Genomic DNA, 17,622 nt, shown 5'->3' on the forward strand with positions numbered 1-17,622 from the left:
ATGACGGCACGCGAAGGGCGCGCGCCGCTGGCGCGGCGCGCCGCGGTCTACGGTGTCGTGGGGCTGGCGGCGATCGCCGGCGTCGCGATGTGGAGCGGGGCGGGATGGCATCGCGGTACGGGTAGCGCCGGCGAGTCGCCCGATGCGGCGGCGGTGGGCGGCGTGGCTGCGGCACCGCCGCAGGCCGCCGTGCCGGCGCGCGCGGGCCTGCCGTCGTCGCTGGCCGGTTCCAGTGCGCCGCGGCTGCTGCTCGATGCGGGCGGCCATCTCGCGAAGGTGCGCGCGGTGCGCGATTTCTTCGACTACTGTCTGACCGCGCAGAGCGACCTCAGCGCAGCCGCGCTCGATGCGTTCGTCGCGCGCGAGATTGCCGCGCAGCTCGACGGCACGGCGGCGCAAGCCGACGCGCTCGACGTGTGGCGCCGGTATCGCGCGTATCTCGACGCGCTCGCGAAACTGCGCGATGCCGGCGCGGTCGACAAGTCCGACCTGGGCGCGCTGCAGCTCGCGCTCGACCAGCGCGCGTCGATCGCGTATCGCACGCTCGGCGACTGGAGCCAGCCGTTCTTCGGCACGGAGCAGTGGCGGCAGCGCTACGATCTCGCACGGCTGAAGATCGCGCAGGATCGCACGCTAACCGATGCACAGAAGGCCGAGCGGCTCGCGGCGCTCGAGCAGCAGATGCCGGCCGACGAACGCATGGCGCAGCAGCGGGTCGACCGGCAGCGGGCCGCGATCGACGAGATCGCGCAGTTGCAGAAGAGCGGGGCGACGCCCGATGCGATGCGCGCGCAACTGACGCAGACGCTAGGGCCCGAGGCCGCCGCGCGGGTCGCGCAGATGCAGCAGGACGACGCATCGTGGCAGAGCCGCTACGCGGACTATGCGGCGCAGCGTGCGCAGATCGAGTCGGCCGGCCTGTCGCCGCCGGATCGCGACGCGCAGATCGCCGCACTGCGGCAGCGCGTGTTCACGAAGCCCGGCGAAGCCGTGCGCGCGGCGTCGCTCGATCGCGGCGCGGGCAGCGCGCAGTAACGCTGGCGCCGTCGCATGTGACCGCCCCTATGCCGCGCGCGTGATGTGCCGCGGCAGATGCTGCTCGATGGTATCCGCGAGCGTGTCGAACGCGGGCCCGATGCTGTCGTGCGGGACGCACGCATAGCCGAGCAGCAGGCCGCGCCGAGCGGTGTCGAGGTTGCTGTAGTAGCTGGTGAGCGGGCGCACGATTACGCCCGCGTCGAACGCGCTCTGCGTGACCGCGCGATCGTCGCACGCGTCGGGCAGGCCGAGCACCAGGTGCAGGCCGGCCTCGTCGCCCATCACGGGCAGCGCGTCGCCGAAGCGCGCGCGGATCGCGTCGATCATCAGTTGCCGGCGCTCGCCGTACAGCGTGCGCATGCGCCTGACGTGCGAAGTCAGGTGACCGTCCATGATGAATTCGGCGAGCACGGCCTGCTGCATCAGCTGGCCCTCGCGGTACAGCTCCGACAGCCCGGTGCGGAAGGTGTCGACCAGATGCTCGGGCACGACCATGTAGCCCATCCGCAGGCCCGGGAACAGCATCTTGCCGAGGCTGCCGACGTAGATCACGCGGCCGCCGTCGTCGAGCCCCTGCAGCGACGCGAGCGGGCGGCTGCCGTAGCGGAATTCGCTGTCGTAGTCGTCCTCGATGATCCAGCAGCGGTGCTGGCGCGCGTATTCGAGCAGCATCCGGCGCCGCGCGAGGCTCATCACCATCCCGAGCGGGTACTGATGCGACGGCGTGACGAGCACGAGCCGCGGCGGATGCTGCATGTCGCCGGCACGCGGCGCGAGCCCTTCCTGGTCGACCGGCACCGGCGCGAGCGTGAGGCCGGCCGCCTGCAATACGCTGCGCACGCCCCAGTAGCACGGTTCCTCGACCCACGCGCGATCGCCGATGTCGGACAGCAGCCGCACCGCGAGATCGATCGACTGATGAATGCCGGTCGTGATGATCACCTGGTCCGGCGAGCATTTGACCGAACGCGCGACGCGCAGGTAATCGGCGAGCGCGCGCCGTAACGGCCGGTAGCCGCCGCCCGGTGCATAGGTCAGCAGTTCGGGGTTCGCCTCCTTCCACAGCCGCGCCTGCAGGCGGCTCCACGTGCGGCTCGGAAACTCCGACACGTCCGGTACGCCCGGCATGAACGCGCCCCACTGGCGCCGCGACACGCCCGCGTGCTCGATCAGTTGCCGGCCGCGCATCGACAGGCTGCCCTGCGCGTCCGGCGGCGGCAGCGTACCGGCCTCGGGCGGTGCGGCGCCCGGCGCGCGAATCGCGGCGGCGTCCGGCCGCGTGTCGGCCACATAGGTGCCGCTGCCGGTCGTCGTCAGCACATAGCCTTCGGCCGTCAGCTGGTCGTACACGTGCAGCACGGTATTGCGCGCGATCGACAGGTCCGCCGCGAGCGTCCGGGAGCTGGGCAGTTTTGTTCCTGGCCCCAATTCCCCGGTCAGGATGGCCTGCTGCATCTGTTGCAGCAACTGCCGGTACATCGGCTCGGACGAGCCGCGGTCGAGGCGGGCGGAGAGCCAGTCGGCAAGGATCACGGTATCCAAAGTGGTCCTACTTGGAATATTGAAATGGTTCCCTAGTATAGAACCGTGCGCACCGTATAGTGGATCGCGTCTCGCAAGAAAACGCCGGGCCGCCCCAAGTTTTCTTGACCCCCTCGGGGGGCCTGCCGCGAAGCGGCAGGTTAGGGGGCATTCATAAACGATTGTCGCGACGCAAGGGGACAGCATGATGAAGTCCGATGATGTGATCGTCAGCTTTCGCGGCGTGCGGAAGACCTATGACGGTGAAACGCTGGTCGTCAAATCGCTCGACCTCGATATCCACCGAGGGGAATTCCTGACGCTGCTCGGGCCGTCGGGCTCGGGCAAGACGACCTGCCTGATGATGCTCGCCGGTTTCGAGTTTCCGACCGGCGGCGAGATCCGCCTCGACGGCGAACTCCTGAACAACGTGCCGCCGCACAAGCGCAACATCGGCATGGTGTTCCAGAACTACGCGCTGTTCCCGCACCTGACGGTCGAGCAGAACGTCGCGTATCCGCTGACCGTGCGCAAGCTGCCGGCCGCCGAGCGCACGGAGCGTGTCGCGCATGCGCTGAAGATGGTGCAGATGGAGCGCTTCGCGAAACGCTACCCGGCGCAGCTGTCGGGCGGCCAGCAGCAGCGTATCGCGCTGGCGCGTGCGCTCGTGTTCGAGCCGAAGCTCGTGCTGATGGACGAGCCGCTCGGCGCGCTCGACAAGCAGCTGCGCGAACACATGCAGTACGAACTGAAGGCGCTGCACGAGAAGCTCGGCGTGACCTTCGTGTACGTGACGCACGACCAGGGCGAGGCGCTGACGATGTCCGATCGTGTGGCCGTGTTCGACAAGGGCATCGTGCAGCAGCTCGACACCGTCGACCGCCTGTACGAATCGCCGTGCAACGAATTCGTCGCGAACTTCATCGGCGACAGCAACCGGCTGCGCGGCACCATTGCGAGCGTCGACGGCGAATTCTGCGAGTTCCGGCTCGACGACGGCACGAAGCTCGTCGGCCGCCATATCGGCGAAGCCGCCGAGGGCGCGTCGGCCGTCGCGTGCATCCGCCCCGAACGCATGAGCCTCGCCGCGCACGGCGCGAACGGGCACGCGAGCGGCGCAGCCGCGAACCGGCTGATCGGCGAGGCGCGCAGCCTCATCTATTTCGGCGATCACGTGCGCATGCGCTGCGCGCTGCCGGGCCAGGACGAATGCTTCGTGAAGGTGCCGCTCGGCACCGGCGCGATCGATGCGTTCTCTCCCGGCGCGCCGGTCTCGCTTGCATTCGCGCCCGAGCACCTGCGCGTGTTCGCATGAACAGGGTTTCCCCGATTTACCGCAGCACGTCGTCAACAACAACTGCCCACTTCCACCACGAGAGGAGAGGAACCATCATGAAACGAGCAAGCTTCACGGCGCGCCGCACCGCGCTGGCACTGGCGCTCGCCGTAGTCGGCGCATCGGCAACGGCCGCCGAACTCACGGTCGTCAACTTCGGCGGCGCGAACGGCGACGCGCAGAAGGTCGCGTTCAACCAGCCGTTCGAGAAGGCAACCGGCAACAAGGTCACCGCCGTCGAATACAACGGCGAGCAGGCGAAGGTGAAGGCGATGGTCGAGGCGAAGCACGTCAACTGGGACGTGGTCGAAGTCGAATCGGGCGACCTGAACCGCGGTTGCGACGAAGGGCTGTACGAGAAGCTCGACTGGTCGAAGATCGCCAAGAAGTCCGACCTGATTCCGGAATCGCCGCAAGCGTGCGGCGTCGGCTTCTTCGTGTGGTCGACGGCGCTGTCGTACAACGCGGACAAGCTGAAGTCGGCACCGACCGGCTGGGCCGATTTCTGGAACGTGAAAAAATTCCCCGGCAAGCGCGGAATGCGCAAGGGCGCGCGCTATAACCTCGAATTCGCGCTGATGGCCGACGGCGTCGCGACGAAGGACGTGTACAAGGTGCTCGGCACGAAGGCCGGCCAGGACCGCGCGTTCAAGAAGCTCGACGAGCTGAAGCCGTATATCCAGTGGTGGGAAGCGGGCGCGCAGCCGCCGCAGTTCCTCGTCGCCGGCGACGTCGTGATGTCGACCGCGTACAACGGCCGCATCGATGCCGCGCAGAAGGAAGGCAAGAACCTGAAGGTTGTGTGGAACGGCAGCATCTACGACCTCGACTACTGGGCGATTCCGAAGGGCTCGCCGAACAAGGCGCTGGCCGAGCAGTACATCGCGTATTCGCTGACGCCGAAGCCGCAGCAGGCGTATGCGCAGCACATCGCGTACGGCCCCGCGAACATCGCCGCGATCAAGTCGCTCGACGCGAAGACGCTCGCGAACCTGCCGAACTCGCCGGCCAACGGCAAGAACGCGGTGCTGGAAGATATCGGCTTCTGGACCGATCACAGCGACGAGCTCGAGCAGCGCTTCGCCGCATGGGCGACGAAGTAACCGTTCAGGCATCCTGATGCAACCAGCCGCGCGGCGCGTCGATCGCGTCGCGCGGCATTCCGCCGGAGCGTGCCCGGCCGGAGAGACCCGTTGAATACGATGACGATCGCGCCTACCTCGTCGGGCGCCGCGCTCAAGCGCGAGCTGAAGGCGGCCGAGGCCCGCAAGCGCACGATGGCGCTGCTGCTGGTCGCGCCGCTCGCGATTTTCCTGCTGCTGATCTTCGTCGTACCGATCGGCACGCTGCTCACGCGCGCGGTGCAGAACCCCGAGATCGCGACCGCGCTGCCGAACACGGTCACCGCGCTGTCGGGCTGGGACCGCAAGGCGCCGCCGGCCGACGCCGCGTATGTCGCGCTCGCGGCCGACATGACGAAGGTGGCCGACAGCGAGGCGATGGGCGCGCTCGCGCGGCGCCTGAACACCGAGATTCCCGGTTATCGCTCGCTCGTCGCGAAGACGGCGCGCGCGATGCCGCTGAAGGGCGACAATGAATCGACGCTCACGCCTGCGCAGACGCGCACGAAACTCGTCGAACTCGATTCGCGCTGGGGCGACACGGCGTACTGGCAGGCCATCGCGAAGAACGGCAGCACGGTTTCGCCGTTCTACCTGCTCGCCGCGCTCGACCACAAACAGGACGGCTTCGGCCACATCGTGCAGGCCGATCCCGACCAGTCGATCTATCTCGCGATCTTCGGCCGCACGTTCGTGATCGGCGTCGCGGTCACGCTGTTCGCGCTGCTGCTCGGCTACCCGCTCGCATACTGGATCTCGACGCTGTCGGAGCGGCGTGCGAACCTCGTGATGATTCTCGTGCTGATTCCGTTCTGGACGTCGGTGCTCGTGCGCGTCGCCGCGTGGATCGTGCTGCTGCAGAGCGAAGGGCTCATCAACACGGCGCTGATCGGCAGCGGGCTGATCTCGCATCCGCTGACGCTGCTGTTCAACCGCGTCGGCGTGTATATCTCGATGACGCACATCCTGCTGCCGTTCATGATCCTGCCGCTGTACAGCGTGATGAAGTCGATCCCGCCGACCTACCAGCGCGCGGCCGTATCGCTCGGCAGCCATCCGTTCGCCGCATTCTGGCGCGTGTACGTGCCGCAGACCTATCCGGGCGTCGGCGCGGGCGCGCTGCTGGTGTTCATCCTCGCGATCGGCTACTACATCACGCCTGCGCTGCTCGGCGGGCCGAACGACCAGATGGTCAGCTACTACGTCGCGTACTTCACGAACGTGACGATCAACTGGGGCATGGCGTGCGCACTTGGCGGGCTGCTGCTCGCGGCGACGCTCGTGCTGTACGCGATCTACGGCCGCTTCACCCGCTCGAACGTGAGCCTCGGCTAAGCGCGCAACAACGGAACGGAAAGGGATTCGACCATGAAACTGCTCGCCAGGCCGCTGTTCGCGCCGCACATGTCGTTCGTCGAGCGCGCGTGGTACGTCGCATTGCGCGTGCTCGTCGTGCTGACGCTGCTGTACCTGATCCTGCCGGTGCTCGCGATCGTGCCGCTGTCGTTTTCGTCGAGCACGTTCCTCGTCTATCCGATCCCGGGCTTCTCGATGCGCTGGTACGAGAACCTGATCGCGTCGGACGAGTGGCGGATGGCCGCGAAGAACAGCTTCATCGTCGCGCCGTCGGCGACCGTCGTCGCGACCGTGCTCGGCACGCTCGCCGCGATCGGTCTCACGAAGGCCGACTTCCGCGGCAAGGCGCTGCTGATGGCCGTGCTGCTGTCGCCGATGATCGTGCCGGTCGTCGTGGTCGGCGTCGGCATGTACCTGTTCTTCGCGCCGCTCGGGCTCGCGAATACCTATACGGGGCTGATCGCCGCGCACGCGGCGCTCGGCGTGCCGTTCGTCGTGACGACGGTCGCCGCGACGCTGCAGGGGTTCAACCACAATCTCGTGCGCGCGAGCCTGTCGCTCGGCGCGAATCCGGTGTCGACGTTTTTCCGCGTGACGCTGCCGGTGATCGCGCCGGGCGTGATGTCGGGTGCGCTGTTCGCGTTCGCGACGTCGTTCGATGAAGTGGTCGTCACGCTGTTCCTCGCGGGCGCGGACCAGACGACGCTGCCGCGCCAGATGTTCACGGGTATCCGCGAGAACATCAGCCCGACGATCGCCGCGCTCGCGACGATCCTGATCATCTTCTCGACGAGCCTGCTGCTCGCGCTCGAATGGTTGCGCGGACGCAATGCGCGGCGCGCGGTGACCTGATCCGATTTGGCGCGACGGCGGCGCACGCACGCCGCGCATCGGCGCATCGGTTTCCGATGCGCGGTGCCGCCGGCACGACGAGGACGGGCACGCGCCCGGAAGGCCAGCCGGCGCGCCGGATCGTCGATCGTTGTGCGCTCAACGATGCCGCGCGTCAAGCACGGCAACGCGCAAGCTTTCGTTTCGCTGACTGACGAGGCGGCCGCCTGCACGTTCGATGCGGCTCTGCAACAATACGGATCGCGGCTGCGCGCGCGCCGGTCTTGCCGTCCGGAACGCACGCCGCCGCGCCGCTCAATCCGCGACGCCGCGCGTCGCCCGTCAGCCGAGCCTCATCTTGTCCGAATTCGCATCCTCCGCCGGCGCCCGGGAGCCGGCCGTCAACTGGCGCGCGATGTCCGCCGTGCTGCTGGCCGTCGCGCTCGCGACGCTCGACACCGCGATCGCGAACACCGCGCTGCCGGCGATCGCCGCCGACCTGCATGCATCGCCGGCCGCGTCCGTGTGGATCATCAATGCGTACCAGCTCGCGATGGTCGCGACGCTGCTGCCGTTCGCGTCGCTCGGCGACATCGTCGGCCACAAGCGCGTGTATATCGCCGGGCTCGCGGTATTCACGCTCGCATCGCTCGGCTGTTCGCTCGCATCGACGCTACCGATGCTGACGGCCGCGCGGATCGTGCAGGGCTTCGGCGCAAGCGCGATCATGAGCGTCAACGTCGCGCTGATCCGCGGCCTGTTTCCCGCGCACCGGCTCGGGCGCGGCGTCGGCTTCAACGCGCTCGTCGTCGGCGTGTCGTTCGCGGTGGGGCCGACGATCGCGTCGCTGATCCTGTCGGTCGCCGCATGGCCGTGGCTGTTCGCGGTGAACGTGCCGCTCGGCGTGTTCGCGCTCGCAGTGGCGATTCCGTCGCTGCCGCAGACGGCGCGCGGCAAGCATGCGTTCGATCCGGTTGCCGCACTGTTCAACGTGATCACGTTCGCGTCGCTGATCTTCGCGCTCGGCGAATTCGCGCAGCGCGGGCCGCTTTCCGTGGTGTTCGCGGCGGCGGCGGTTGCGCTCGCGTTCGGCTGGCTGCTGATCCGCCGCCAGGCAGGGCACCCGGCGCCGATGCTGCCGGTCGACCTGTTTCGCCGACCCGTGTTCACGCTGTCCGCGCTGACCGCCGTGTGCGCGTTCGCCGCGCAGGGGCTCGCGTTCGTGTCGCTGCCGTTCTATTTCGAAACCGTCCTGCATCGCGACGCGGTCGAGACGGGGTTCCTGATGACGCCGTGGTCGGCGATCGTCGCGCTTGCCGCGCCGATCGCGGGCCGCTTGTCGGATCGATACCCGCCCGGCCTGCTCGGTGCGATCGGGCTCGCGCTGCTGAGCGCGGGCATGGTGTCGCTCGCCGCACTGCCGGCGGCGCCGAACGTATTCGACATCGGCTGGCGGATGATGCTGTGCGGCGCGGGCTTCGGCTTCTTCCAGTCGCCGAACCTGAAGGCGCTGATGTCGAGCGCGCCGCCCGAGCGCAGCGGCGGCGCGAGCGGAATCATCGCGACCGCGCGGCTGATCGGGCAGGCGACGGGGGCGGCGCTCGTCGCGCTGTCGTTCGGGATCGCGGGGCGTCACGGGCCGACGCTCGCGCTGATGCTCGGCGCGGGTTTCGCAGGTGCTGCGAGCGTCGCGAGCGGATTGCGGCTGTTTGCACCGTCGCATCGGAGCGGTGTGCCGGCCGCGCCGGAGCCTGTGAACGAGCGTGCGACGGAGTAGGGTGATGCGCGAATTCCGCGCGACCTGAAGGCGACAAGGCCGGCGCGCGGCAAATCACTGCCGCACGCCGGCCTTCACATATCGCTCAGAACCCGCCCGACTTGATCAGCTGGTTGAGGTTCGCGATGTTCAGGCTGCCGAAGCCGGTCGTCAGATCCCAGCCGGTGCCGGCGGTGTAGCCATACCCCTGATAGCCGTTGTTACCCGACACGACGTCATAGCGCACGAGCGACCGGTTCGACGGAATCGCGCGATACAGGTTGCCGGCCGGGAAACCGAGGCCCGTGCCGTTCGCCGCGAGCAGGCGCGCCCAGAAGCCCGTGAAGATCGGCGCGGCGAGACTCGTGCCGCCGATCTGCTGCAACTGGCCGTAGTTGTAGATGTACGCGCCGGTGCTTTGCGCGGCGTCGAACGACACATCCGGCAACTGACGGCTGCTGCCCGACTGCCACGACGGCGCGGGCAGGATCGTGCTGACGCCGCCGCCCGTCGCCCACAGCTTGCCGTTGCCGTCGAGCCCTTCGTTCCACACCGTTTCGTTCGAGAATGCGCCCGCCGACGTCGTGTAGAGCGTCGTGCCGCCGATCGCGAGCACGTGCGGCGACGAAGCCGGCCACGACACCGTGTAGTTCGAGCCGTCCGGATAGCCGCGGTTGTTGCACTCGTACACGCCTTCGTCGCCCGACGACACCGAGAACGTCTGGCCTTGCGCCGCGGCCGTCGTGAAGATCTGCTCTTCGGCGTCGAGCGTGCCGTCCGCGTTCGCGTCGGTTTCGCACCAGCCGAGCGACACGTTGATCACTTTCGCGGTGTTGTCCGACACTGCGCGGTTGAACGCCTGCGTGAGCCCCGTGTTGCCGGCGGCGTTGAGGTCCGCCATGTAGAACACGAGCTTGCCGACCTGGCCGCCGGCCGAGCCGACGATCGACTGGCTGTCGAGATCCCATTCGCCCTGGCCGTCCTGGTCGTCGCTGTAGCTGCCGCTCGTGCCGTTGGTCTTGACGGTCTGCGTCGAGACCGTGCCGTAACCGTTGCTCGACGTGAACTGCTTCAGGTCCTGCAGCGTCTGCGACACGCCGCCGATCGTGATGATGCCGACGGTCACGCCGGCCGCGGTCGGCACGCCGGTCGCGTTGTAGAGGCCCGGGAATTCCTTCGGATAGTGGCCGGTTGCCGTGCCGGCCGCGAGTGCCTGCGGCTTCGCCACGTTGCCGATGCGCAGCATCGGCCGTGCGCGCGCGACGTTCTGCAGCCCGAGCACCGAGCCGACGACGTCGCCGAGCGCGCTCGGTACCTGTGCGGTCGATGCATTCGCGAAGCCCGAGCGGCCCGCGTATTCGAAGTGCACGAGCGACGTGTTGAACGCGGTCTTCACCGTGCCGGCCGTGCCGCGCGCGGACACCAGCAGCCGGTTCGGCGCGACCTCGATGTTCACGAAGCCGCTCTTGCGCAGATAGTCGACGACCGACTTAACCTGCGCGTCGGTTGGCGCGTAGCTGGCGAGGAACTGCTCGTGCGTCAGGTACTGGCGGTAATGCGCGCTGCCGGGCCGGTTCACGTCGCGCGCCAGTTGCTTGAGCTGCGCGGCGTTGCGCAGCTTCAGGCTGACGACGACGTCCGTCGTCTCGCCGGCCGCGAGTTCGAGCGACGGCGCCGCGCTGCGCGCCATCAACTGCGGGCCGGTCAGAAAGGCCTTCGTGTGGGTATCGACCCAGTCCGTCGTCGCATGCGCCGCGCCGGCGGCGAGTACGAGCGGCCACGCGCATGCAAGGCGGCGGGGCGACGGAAGGGGCAGGGCAAACCGGGCGTTCCTTTTCATCGGGAGTCCTTTTTAGGAGAGACGACGTTGCTGGAGCTCACGGCCCTTGTGGGGCCGCGAGCGGTGACGAGCGTAGGGCGTCGGTGCCGTTCAGGTAGCTGCCAGTTTCCATAGCTGTCAGTTCTGACATCGGCGTGCGGAATCGCGCGTAGAGCACGGTGAACGCGACGAGCGGCGGGCGCCGACGAGGGAACCGGTTCGCGACACGACGGCACGACGATGCGCGGCGTTCGCGCGCACGAGTCGTTCGCCGCAGCGCCGGAACGTGCGCGACGACGTCGCGGACCGGCATGCGCATGCGTGCTTCGCGACCGCGTGTGGGCGCATGCCGAGTCGCACTATGTGGTCAAACGATGCGATGCGGGCCGAGCCGCTTCGCGCATGCACAAAAACAGGGCCGGCCGATCCCGAACGTTTCCCGAACTGTGGAACAGCATGTGGCCCAGTCTTGCAGGCGGCTTTCGGATGCGAGGCCGCCGTCGTGAATTAGAGCGAACATTCGAATTCGGACGGGCGAGGCAGGCGTGGTCCGGTGGCACGCGAAGTCTTCGGCAAGCCTGCTTCCCGCGCGATTGCGCCCGACGCGAAGCGCGTCGCATGCGTCAGCTGCGCGCCTCGGCATCCACGAAATTCCTCCTTGACTCTCGCCGTTCAGCAGATATCCTTCAACCCATAACCAACGGGTTATGAATCAGGACATGCAGAACGCTCACGACATGCTTTTCCGTACGCTTGCCGATCCGACGCGCCGCGCGCTGTTCGAGCGGCTGTGCGAGGAGGGCGAGCTGACGGTTGCCGCGCTGACGGCCCATGCGGGCGTCTCGCAGCCGGCCGTGTCGAAGCATCTCGGCGTACTGAAGCAGGCCGGGCTCGTGAATGACCGTCACGAAGGCCGGCAGACGCACTACAGCGCACAGCCGCAAGCGCTGGCCCCGCTGATCGACTGGACGAGCCAGATGGCAGGCTTCTGGCAGAGCCGGTTCGATGCCCTCGAAGATCTGCTCAAGAGGATGGATCAATGAACCAAGCCACTACCGAAACGCGCTCCGTCGTCGTCGAACGGGAGCTGTCCCATCCGCCGGAGAAGATCTGGCGCGCGCTCACGCAACCGCACCTGATCGAGGCGTGGCTGATGCAGAGCGACTTCGAGCCCGTCGCGGGCCGCGCCTTCAGCTTTCGCGCGGACTGGGGCTCGGTCGACTGCACGGTGCTGACGATCGAGCCGCAGCGCGCGCTGTCCTACACGTGGGCCGCTTACGGCCTCGAAAGCGTCGTCACGTGGACGCTCACGCCGACGCCGGCCGGCACGCACCTGCGCATGGAACAGGTCGGCTTCCGCGCGGATCAGGAGCAGGCGTACCGCGGCGCGCAGCACGGCTGGGTGCGGTTCTTCGAGTCGCTGGAACAGGTGCTGGCGCGCCCCGACGAAGGCACGGAGGCTCGCGCATGACTACAACGAACCTTCAACCGTCGGAGCGCATCGACGCGCTGATCGCCGGCATCGCCGACTGGCGCGGCCCGCTCTTCGCCGACCTCCGCCAGACGATCCTCGCGGCCGACGACGGCATCGTCGAGGAATGGAAATGGATGGGCAGCCCCGTGTGGTCGTGCGACGGGATGATCGCGGTCGCGAATGCGCACAAGGGCAAGGTGAAGCTGACGTTCATGCACGGCGCGCATCTGCCCGATCCTGGCGGGCTGTTCAATGATGGCCTCGAAGGCAATGCGCGGCGCGCGATCGATTTCTTCGAAGGCGACCGGATCGACAAGCGGGCGCTGAAGACCCTCGTGCGCGCGGCGATCGAATACAACCGCACGCATCTGAAGAAGAACGCGCGAGGAGCGGGCGCGAAGGCGCGCGGCGACAAGGCGGCGTGACGCGCCGGACGACCGGCAACATCGCGTAACGCGCGATGAACCAAAAAAAGCCCGACACGAGGTCGGGCATCCAAATCGGCCACAACCGCCGCGAGCGGCTGCGGCACCTGCAAAAGCAGGGCGCTTACGCTGCGAGCAGCGAGCGCAGCACGAACGGCAGGATACCGCCGTGCTTGTAGTAGTCGACTTCGATCGGCGTATCGATGCGCAGCAGCACCTGCACGCGCTGCGTTTCGCCGTTCTTGCGGTTGATCACGAGCGTAACGTCCTGCTGCGGCTTGAAGTCGTCGCCGAGGCCTTCGATGTCGTACGTCTCGTCGCCGGTGATGCCGAGCGACTGGACGCTGTCCGAGCCCTTGAACTGCAGCGGCAGCACGCCCATGCCGACCAGGTTCGAGCGGTGGATCCGCTCGAAGCTGCGTGCGATCACGGCCTTCACGCCGAGCAGTTGCGTGCCCTTCGCGGCCCAGTCGCGCGACGAGCCCGTGCCGTACTCTTCGCCCGCGAACACGACGGTCGGCGTATCGGCGGCGATGTACTGCATCGCTGCATCATAGATCGACTGCTGTTCGCCGCTCGGCTGGTGGATCGTCAGGCCGCCTTCGACGCGCGTGCCGTCCGCCTTCACCGGGATCATCAGGTTCTTGATCCGGACGTTCGCGAACGTGCCGCGCATCATCACGTCGTGGTTGCCGCGGCGCGAGCCGTAGCTGTTGAAGTCGGCCTTCTGCACGCCGTTTTCCTTCAGCCACTTGCCTGCCGGCGAGTCTTCCTTGATCGAGCCTGCCGGGCTGATGTGGTCGGTCGTGACCGAGTCGCCGAAGATGCCCAGTGCGCGCGCGCCCTTGACCGACGGGATCGAAGCGGCCGGTTCCATCGAGAAGTCGTTGCCGAAGAACGGCGGCTCGGCGATGTACGTCGACTTCGGCCAGTCGTAGACCTGGCCCGATTCGCCCTCGATCTTGCTCCAGAGGTCGCCCTTCTTGGTCAGCTTCGAGTAGTTGTCCTCGAACTTCTTCGGATCGAGCGCGAACTTGAGCAGCGCGTTGATTTCGTCGCTCGTCGGCCAGATGTCGCCGAGGTAGATGTCGCGGCCGCCCTTGCCCTTGCCGACCGGCTCGGTCATCAGGTCGCGCGTGATGTTGCCGGCGATCGCGTACGCGACGACGAGCGGCGGCGACGCGAGGAAGTTCGCGCGGATGTTCGGATGGATACGCGCTTCGAAGTTACGGTTGCCCGACAGCACGGCTGCCGCGACGATGTCGTTCTTCGTGATCGCTTCGTTCAGTTCCGGCGTCAGGTCGCCCGCGTTGCCGATACAGGTCGTGCAGCCGTAGGCGGCGACTTCGAAGCCGAGCTTCGACAGGTAGGGCAGCAGGCCCGTCTTCGTCAGGTACTCGGTGACGATGCGCGATCCCGGCGCGAGCGACGTCTTGATGTGCGGCGCGACGGTCAGGCCGGCTTCGACGGCCTTCTTCGCGAGCAGGCCGGCGGCCAGCAGCACGCTCGGGTTCGACGTGTTCGTGCACGACGTGATCGCGGCGATCAGCACGTCGCCGTTCTTCACGTCGACGCCGTTGCTCGTCGTGTACTGCGTGTTCAGGTCGTCCGCCTTCTTCGCGAAGCCGTTCTCCGCGACCGGCTTCGAGAACAGGTCGGTGAACGTCGACTTGACGTTGCCGATCTCGATGCGGTCCTGCGGGCGCTTCGGGCCGGCCAGCGACGGTGCGACCGTCGCGAGGTCGAGCGTGACCGTCTTCGTGTAGTCGATGTCGCCGGCCTTCGGGATGCCGAACAGCTTCTGCGCCTTGAAGTAGTTTTCGAACGCGGCGATTTCCGCCTTCGTGCGGCCCGTGCCTTCGAAGTAGTCGATCGTCTTTTCGTCGACCGGGAAGAAGCCCATCGTCGCACCGTATTCCGGCGCCATGTTGCCGATCGTTGCGCGGTCCGGCAGCGACAGCGACTTCGTGCCTTCGCCGAAGAATTCGACGAACTTGCCGACGACCTTCTCCTTGCGCAGCATTTCGGTGATCGTCAGCACGAGGTCGGTGGCCGTCACGCCTTCGCGCAGCTTGCCCTTCAGCTCGACGCCGACGACGTCCGGCGTCAGGAAGTACACCGGCTGGCCGAGCATGCCGGCTTCGGCTTCGATGCCGCCCACGCCCCAGCCGACCACGCCGATGCCATTGATCATCGTCGTGTGGCTGTCCGTGCCGACGAGGGTATCCGGGTAGTACACGGTGTCGCCGCCGTCCGCCTTCTTGTGGACGCCGCGCGCGAGATATTCGAGGTTCACCTGGTGGACGATGCCGACGCCCGGCGGCACGACCTTGAACGTGTCGAAGGCCTGCATGCCCCACTTCATGAACTGGTAGCGCTCGTTGTTGCGCTGGAATTCCAGTTTCATGTTCAGGTCGAGCGCGTCCTTCTGGCGGAAGTAGTCGATCTGGACCGAGTGGTCGACGACGAGATCGACCGGGACCAGCGGCTCGATCTTCTTCGGGTTCTTGCCGGTGCGCTCGGCGACGCCGCGCATGGCCGCGATGTCGGCGAGCAGCGGCACGCCCGTGAAGTCCTGCAGCACGACGCGCGACACCACGAACGGAATCTCGTCGACGCGCTTCGCGGTCGGCTTCCAGTTCGCGAGCTGCTCGATGTGCTCTTCGGTGATTTTCTTGCCGTCGTAGTTACGCAGCACGGACTCGAGCACGATACGGATCGACACCGGCAGGCGCTCGATCTTCGTCTTCAGCTCCTTGCCGAGTTGCGGCAGCGAGTAGAACTTGCCTTTGCCGGAACCGCTGTCGAATTCCTTGAGGGTCTTGTGGAGATTGTGGGCCATGGTGATTTTCCTGGGTTTAAGGCTAGGAAACAACGTGTCCTGTAGATGACGGCTATATCACATACAAGTCGACGTACTCATCGACCGGCATCGCTTCGAGCTTTGCCTGGTCCAGCGACACGTCGAGAATCGCTTGTTGCTGCTTTGCCGGGAAGCGGCGGGCGAGGTTGGTCCGGAACTTCTCGACCAGCAGCGGGATGCCGTCCGCGCGGCGTCGCTTGTGGCCGAGCGGGTATTCGACCGCCACCTCGGCAAGCTTCGATCCGTCCGTGAATTCGATCGTCAGCGCATTCGCGATCGATCGCTTGTCCGGATCGTGGTAATCCTTCGTGAACTGCGGATCCTCGACGCACACGGTTTTCGCGCGCAGCGCGTCGATGCGCGGGTCCGCCGCGGCCGCATCCTCGTAGTCGGCCGCGGTCAGCCGGCCGAACAGCAGCGGCACGGCGACCATGTACTGGATGCAGTGGTCGCGGTCGGCCGGATTGGCGAGCGGGCCCTGCTTGTCGATGATGCGGATCGCGGCCGCATGCGTGCGGATCGTGATCCGGCCGATGTCGTCGATCGTGCGGCCTGCCGCCGCGAGCTGCGCGTGCAGCTGCAGCGCGGCCTCGGCGGCCGTCTGCGCATGGAATTCGGCGGGGAACGCGATCTTGAACAGCACGTTTTCCATCACGTACGTGCCGTACGGGCGCTGGAAGCGAAACGGCTGCCCGTCGAACAGCACGTCGTAGAAGCCCCAGGTCTTTGCGGTGAGCGCCGACGGGTAGCCCATTTCGCCGGTTTTCGCGATCAGCGCGAGGCGCACCGCGCGGGACGTGGCATCGCCGGCCGCCCACGACTTGCGCGAACCCGTGTTCGGTGCGTGGCGGTAGGTACGCAGCGCGTGGCCGTCGACGAACGCGTTGGATACCGCGTTGATCAGCTCGTCGCGCGTGAGCCCGAGCAGCCGGCCGACGACGGCCGTCGACGCGACCTTCACGAGCAGCACGTGGTCGAGCCCGACCGCATTGAACGAATTCTCGAGTGCCAGGCAGCCCTGGATCTCGTGGGCCTGGATCATCGCGACCAGCACGTCGCGCATGAGCAGAGGCTTTCGGCCGGCCGCGACGGCCGTGCGGGAGAGCCAGTCGGCCGTCGCCAGGATCCCGCCGAGATTGTCGGACGGATGACCCCATTCGGCGGCGAGCCAGGTGTCGTTGAAGTCCAGCCAGCGGATCATCGCGCCGATGTCGAACGCGGCCTGGACGGGATCGAGCTGGAAGGACGTGCCGGGCACCTTCGCGCCGTTCGGCACGATCGTGCCGGGCACGACGGGGCCGAGCAGCTTGGTGCAGGCAGGGTAGGACAGCGCCTCGAGTCCGCATCCGAGCGTGTCGATCAGGCAATGACGCGCCGTCTCCAGCGCTAGCGCGCTGTCGATGCCGGTGTCCAGCACGTAGTCGACGATATCGACGAGTACCGTATCCGGAGCAGGGCGGACGTTGGAGACCGGGGCGGACATCGAGGGGCCGAGGAGGAACGCGCTTAGTTCGTTGCCGGCTTCAGCTCGTTCGACTGCGTCGGTGCCGGCGTGCCTTGCGCCATTTCCGGCGTCACGCACTCGTCCGCGAGGCGCTCGCCGCCGTTCGCGTCGGAGAACAGCATCGCCTTGGACGGGATCACGACCAGCTTGAAGCCTGCTGCCGGATCGTAGAACGTGTCGGCGCCCGTCGTCGTGGCTTGACGCGGCAGCTTGTAGTTCTTCTTCGCCCAGTGAACCGTGACGACCTGGTCGCGCTTCATGTCGCCGGCGAGGTCGAACGACAGGCCATCCTTACAGGCCCACTTGACCGCGCCGTCCGGTACCGGATCGACCTTGGCAGCGGCGCGCGCCTGCGCCTTCTTGCTGCGCGGGATGATGCGCTTGGCCGGCGCCGGGCGCTTGGCCGCGGCCTTCTTCGCGGTCGTGGTGGCCGTACCCTGGGCAAACGCGCTCGGAGCCGAGACCAGCATCGTGGCGGACAAGGCGCCGATGGCGGTAGCGATCAGGAGTTTCTTCATGGAGTCAGAACCTTTCGATAATCAGTTGACAAGGGCCGGCAATCGAAGCTGCCGGCCGGT

14 protein-coding genes are annotated in these 17,622 nt (G+C 67.2%); 9 read left to right on the top strand and 5 right to left on the bottom strand.

The annotated features are described in order from the left end of the window. Nucleotides 1-1,035 (top strand): lipase secretion chaperone, encoded by a 1,035-nt coding sequence (locus tag FPJ27_RS08640; RefSeq protein WP_204422603.1) that lies wholly within the window; start codon nucleotides 1-3, stop codon nucleotides 1,033-1,035. 27 nt (nucleotides 1,036-1,062) lie between these two features. On the opposite strand, the gene FPJ27_RS08645 is transcribed toward FPJ27_RS08640, so the two are convergent. Continuing rightward, entirely contained in the window at nucleotides 1,063-2,580 is a 1,518-nt protein-coding gene (locus FPJ27_RS08645; RefSeq protein ID WP_072439475.1) for a PLP-dependent aminotransferase family protein, read from the bottom strand. Nucleotides 2,581-2,767: 187 nt separating this feature from the next. Here FPJ27_RS08645 and FPJ27_RS08650 point away from each other — a divergent pair, with 187 nt between their 5' ends. The 5 genes from FPJ27_RS08650 (at nucleotide 2,768) to FPJ27_RS08670 (ending at nucleotide 8,980) form a co-directional block, all read left to right on the top strand. Continuing rightward, nucleotides 2,768-3,874: an ABC transporter ATP-binding protein gene (locus FPJ27_RS08650; RefSeq protein ID WP_204423119.1), complete on the top strand. Its 1,107-nt coding sequence runs from the start codon at nucleotides 2,768-2,770 to the stop codon at nucleotides 3,872-3,874. 77 nt (nucleotides 3,875-3,951) lie between these two features. Beyond that, nucleotides 3,952-4,998: an ABC transporter substrate-binding protein gene (locus tag FPJ27_RS08655; protein WP_072439477.1), complete on the top strand. Its 1,047-nt coding sequence runs from the start codon at nucleotides 3,952-3,954 to the stop codon at nucleotides 4,996-4,998. A gap of 99 nt (nucleotides 4,999-5,097) precedes the next feature. After that, entirely contained in the window at nucleotides 5,098-6,351 is a 1,254-nt protein-coding gene (locus FPJ27_RS08660; protein WP_204423122.1) for an ABC transporter permease, read from the top strand. A gap of 33 nt (nucleotides 6,352-6,384) precedes the next feature. After that, nucleotides 6,385-7,224: an ABC transporter permease gene (locus FPJ27_RS08665; RefSeq protein ID WP_034180026.1), complete on the top strand. Its 840-nt coding sequence runs from the start codon at nucleotides 6,385-6,387 to the stop codon at nucleotides 7,222-7,224. A gap of 337 nt (nucleotides 7,225-7,561) precedes the next feature. Next, complete coding sequence (locus FPJ27_RS08670; RefSeq protein ID WP_204422604.1) at nucleotides 7,562-8,980, top strand: MFS transporter; 1,419 nt, start codon at nucleotides 7,562-7,564, stop codon at nucleotides 8,978-8,980. Between the two features lie 85 nt (nucleotides 8,981-9,065). Here FPJ27_RS08670 and FPJ27_RS08675 read toward each other — a convergent pair whose 3' ends face one another. Continuing rightward, nucleotides 9,066-10,799: a S53 family peptidase gene (locus tag FPJ27_RS08675; protein ID WP_072439481.1), complete on the bottom strand. Its 1,734-nt coding sequence runs from the start codon at nucleotides 10,797-10,799 to the stop codon at nucleotides 9,066-9,068. A 698-nt stretch (nucleotides 10,800-11,497) separates the two neighbouring features. Here FPJ27_RS08675 and FPJ27_RS08680 point away from each other — a divergent pair. From FPJ27_RS08680 to FPJ27_RS08690, 3 genes are read left to right on the top strand one after another with little or no spacing between them, the layout of a single operon-like run. Beyond that, on the top strand, nucleotides 11,498-11,821 hold the full coding sequence (locus FPJ27_RS08680) for a metalloregulator ArsR/SmtB family transcription factor (RefSeq protein ID WP_034185784.1): 324 nt from the start codon (nucleotides 11,498-11,500) through the stop codon (nucleotides 11,819-11,821). Beyond that, nucleotides 11,818-12,249 (top strand): SRPBCC domain-containing protein, encoded by a 432-nt coding sequence (locus FPJ27_RS08685; protein WP_204422605.1) that lies wholly within the window; start codon nucleotides 11,818-11,820, stop codon nucleotides 12,247-12,249. Before FPJ27_RS08680 ends, FPJ27_RS08685 begins: the two co-directional genes overlap by 4 nt. Next, entirely contained in the window at nucleotides 12,246-12,677 is a 432-nt protein-coding gene (locus FPJ27_RS08690; RefSeq protein WP_204422606.1) for a DUF1801 domain-containing protein, read from the top strand. The genes FPJ27_RS08685 and FPJ27_RS08690 overlap by 4 nt, the downstream gene beginning before the upstream one ends. A 124-nt stretch (nucleotides 12,678-12,801) precedes the next feature. Here the strand turns inward: FPJ27_RS08690 and acnA are convergent, their stop codons facing one another. Genes acnA through FPJ27_RS08705 form a run of 3 tightly spaced genes read right to left on the bottom strand, consistent with a single transcriptional unit; the run spans nucleotide 12,802 to nucleotide 17,562 of the window. Next, nucleotides 12,802-15,519, bottom strand: a complete 2,718-nt coding sequence (gene acnA, locus FPJ27_RS08695) for an aconitate hydratase AcnA (protein WP_072444154.1) — start codon at nucleotides 15,517-15,519, stop codon at nucleotides 12,802-12,804. Between the two features lie 52 nt (nucleotides 15,520-15,571). After that, nucleotides 15,572-17,023 carry a bifunctional 2-methylcitrate dehydratase/aconitate hydratase gene (locus FPJ27_RS08700; RefSeq protein ID WP_204422607.1) on the bottom strand — a complete coding sequence of 484 codons (1,452 nt, stop codon included), beginning with the start codon at nucleotides 17,021-17,023 and terminating at the stop codon, nucleotides 15,572-15,574. Nucleotides 17,024-17,046: 23 nt separating this feature from the next. Next, a complete protein-coding gene (locus tag FPJ27_RS08705; protein WP_034180019.1) occupies nucleotides 17,047-17,562 on the bottom strand; it encodes a hypothetical protein in 516 nt (171 codons plus the stop codon). Between the last annotated feature and the right edge of the window lie 60 nt (nucleotides 17,563-17,622).

This window comes from Burkholderia sp. MS455 (genome assembly GCF_016899445.1).
Lineage (GTDB): Bacteria > Pseudomonadota > Gammaproteobacteria > Burkholderiales > Burkholderiaceae > Burkholderia > Burkholderia pyrrocinia_C.

Bases quoted from the DNA above. Each gene is read 5' to 3' on its own strand.
- FPJ27_RS08640 (WP_204422603.1), top strand. From the start codon at position 1: ATGACGGCACGCGAAGGGCGCGCGCCGCTGGCGCGGCGCGCCGCGGTC.
- FPJ27_RS08650 (WP_204423119.1), top strand. From the start codon at position 2,768: ATGAAGTCCGATGATGTGATCGTCAGCTTTCGCGGCGTGCGGAAGACC.
- FPJ27_RS08655 (WP_072439477.1), top strand. From the start codon at position 3,952: ATGAAACGAGCAAGCTTCACGGCGCGCCGCACCGCGCTGGCACTGGCG.
- FPJ27_RS08660 (WP_204423122.1), top strand. From the start codon at position 5,098: ATGACGATCGCGCCTACCTCGTCGGGCGCCGCGCTCAAGCGCGAGCTG.
- FPJ27_RS08665 (WP_034180026.1), top strand. From the start codon at position 6,385: ATGAAACTGCTCGCCAGGCCGCTGTTCGCGCCGCACATGTCGTTCGTC.
- FPJ27_RS08675 (WP_072439481.1), bottom strand. From the start codon at position 10,799: ATGAAAAGGAACGCCCGGTTTGCCCTGCCCCTTCCGTCGCCCCGCCGC.
- FPJ27_RS08680 (WP_034185784.1), top strand. From the start codon at position 11,498: ATGCAGAACGCTCACGACATGCTTTTCCGTACGCTTGCCGATCCGACG.
- FPJ27_RS08685 (WP_204422605.1), top strand. From the start codon at position 11,818: ATGAACCAAGCCACTACCGAAACGCGCTCCGTCGTCGTCGAACGGGAG.
- FPJ27_RS08690 (WP_204422606.1), top strand. From the start codon at position 12,246: ATGACTACAACGAACCTTCAACCGTCGGAGCGCATCGACGCGCTGATC.
- acnA (WP_072444154.1), bottom strand. From the start codon at position 15,519: ATGGCCCACAATCTCCACAAGACCCTCAAGGAATTCGACAGCGGTTCC.
- FPJ27_RS08700 (WP_204422607.1), bottom strand. From the start codon at position 17,023: ATGTCCGCCCCGGTCTCCAACGTCCGCCCTGCTCCGGATACGGTACTC.
- FPJ27_RS08705 (WP_034180019.1), bottom strand. From the start codon at position 17,562: ATGAAGAAACTCCTGATCGCTACCGCCATCGGCGCCTTGTCCGCCACG.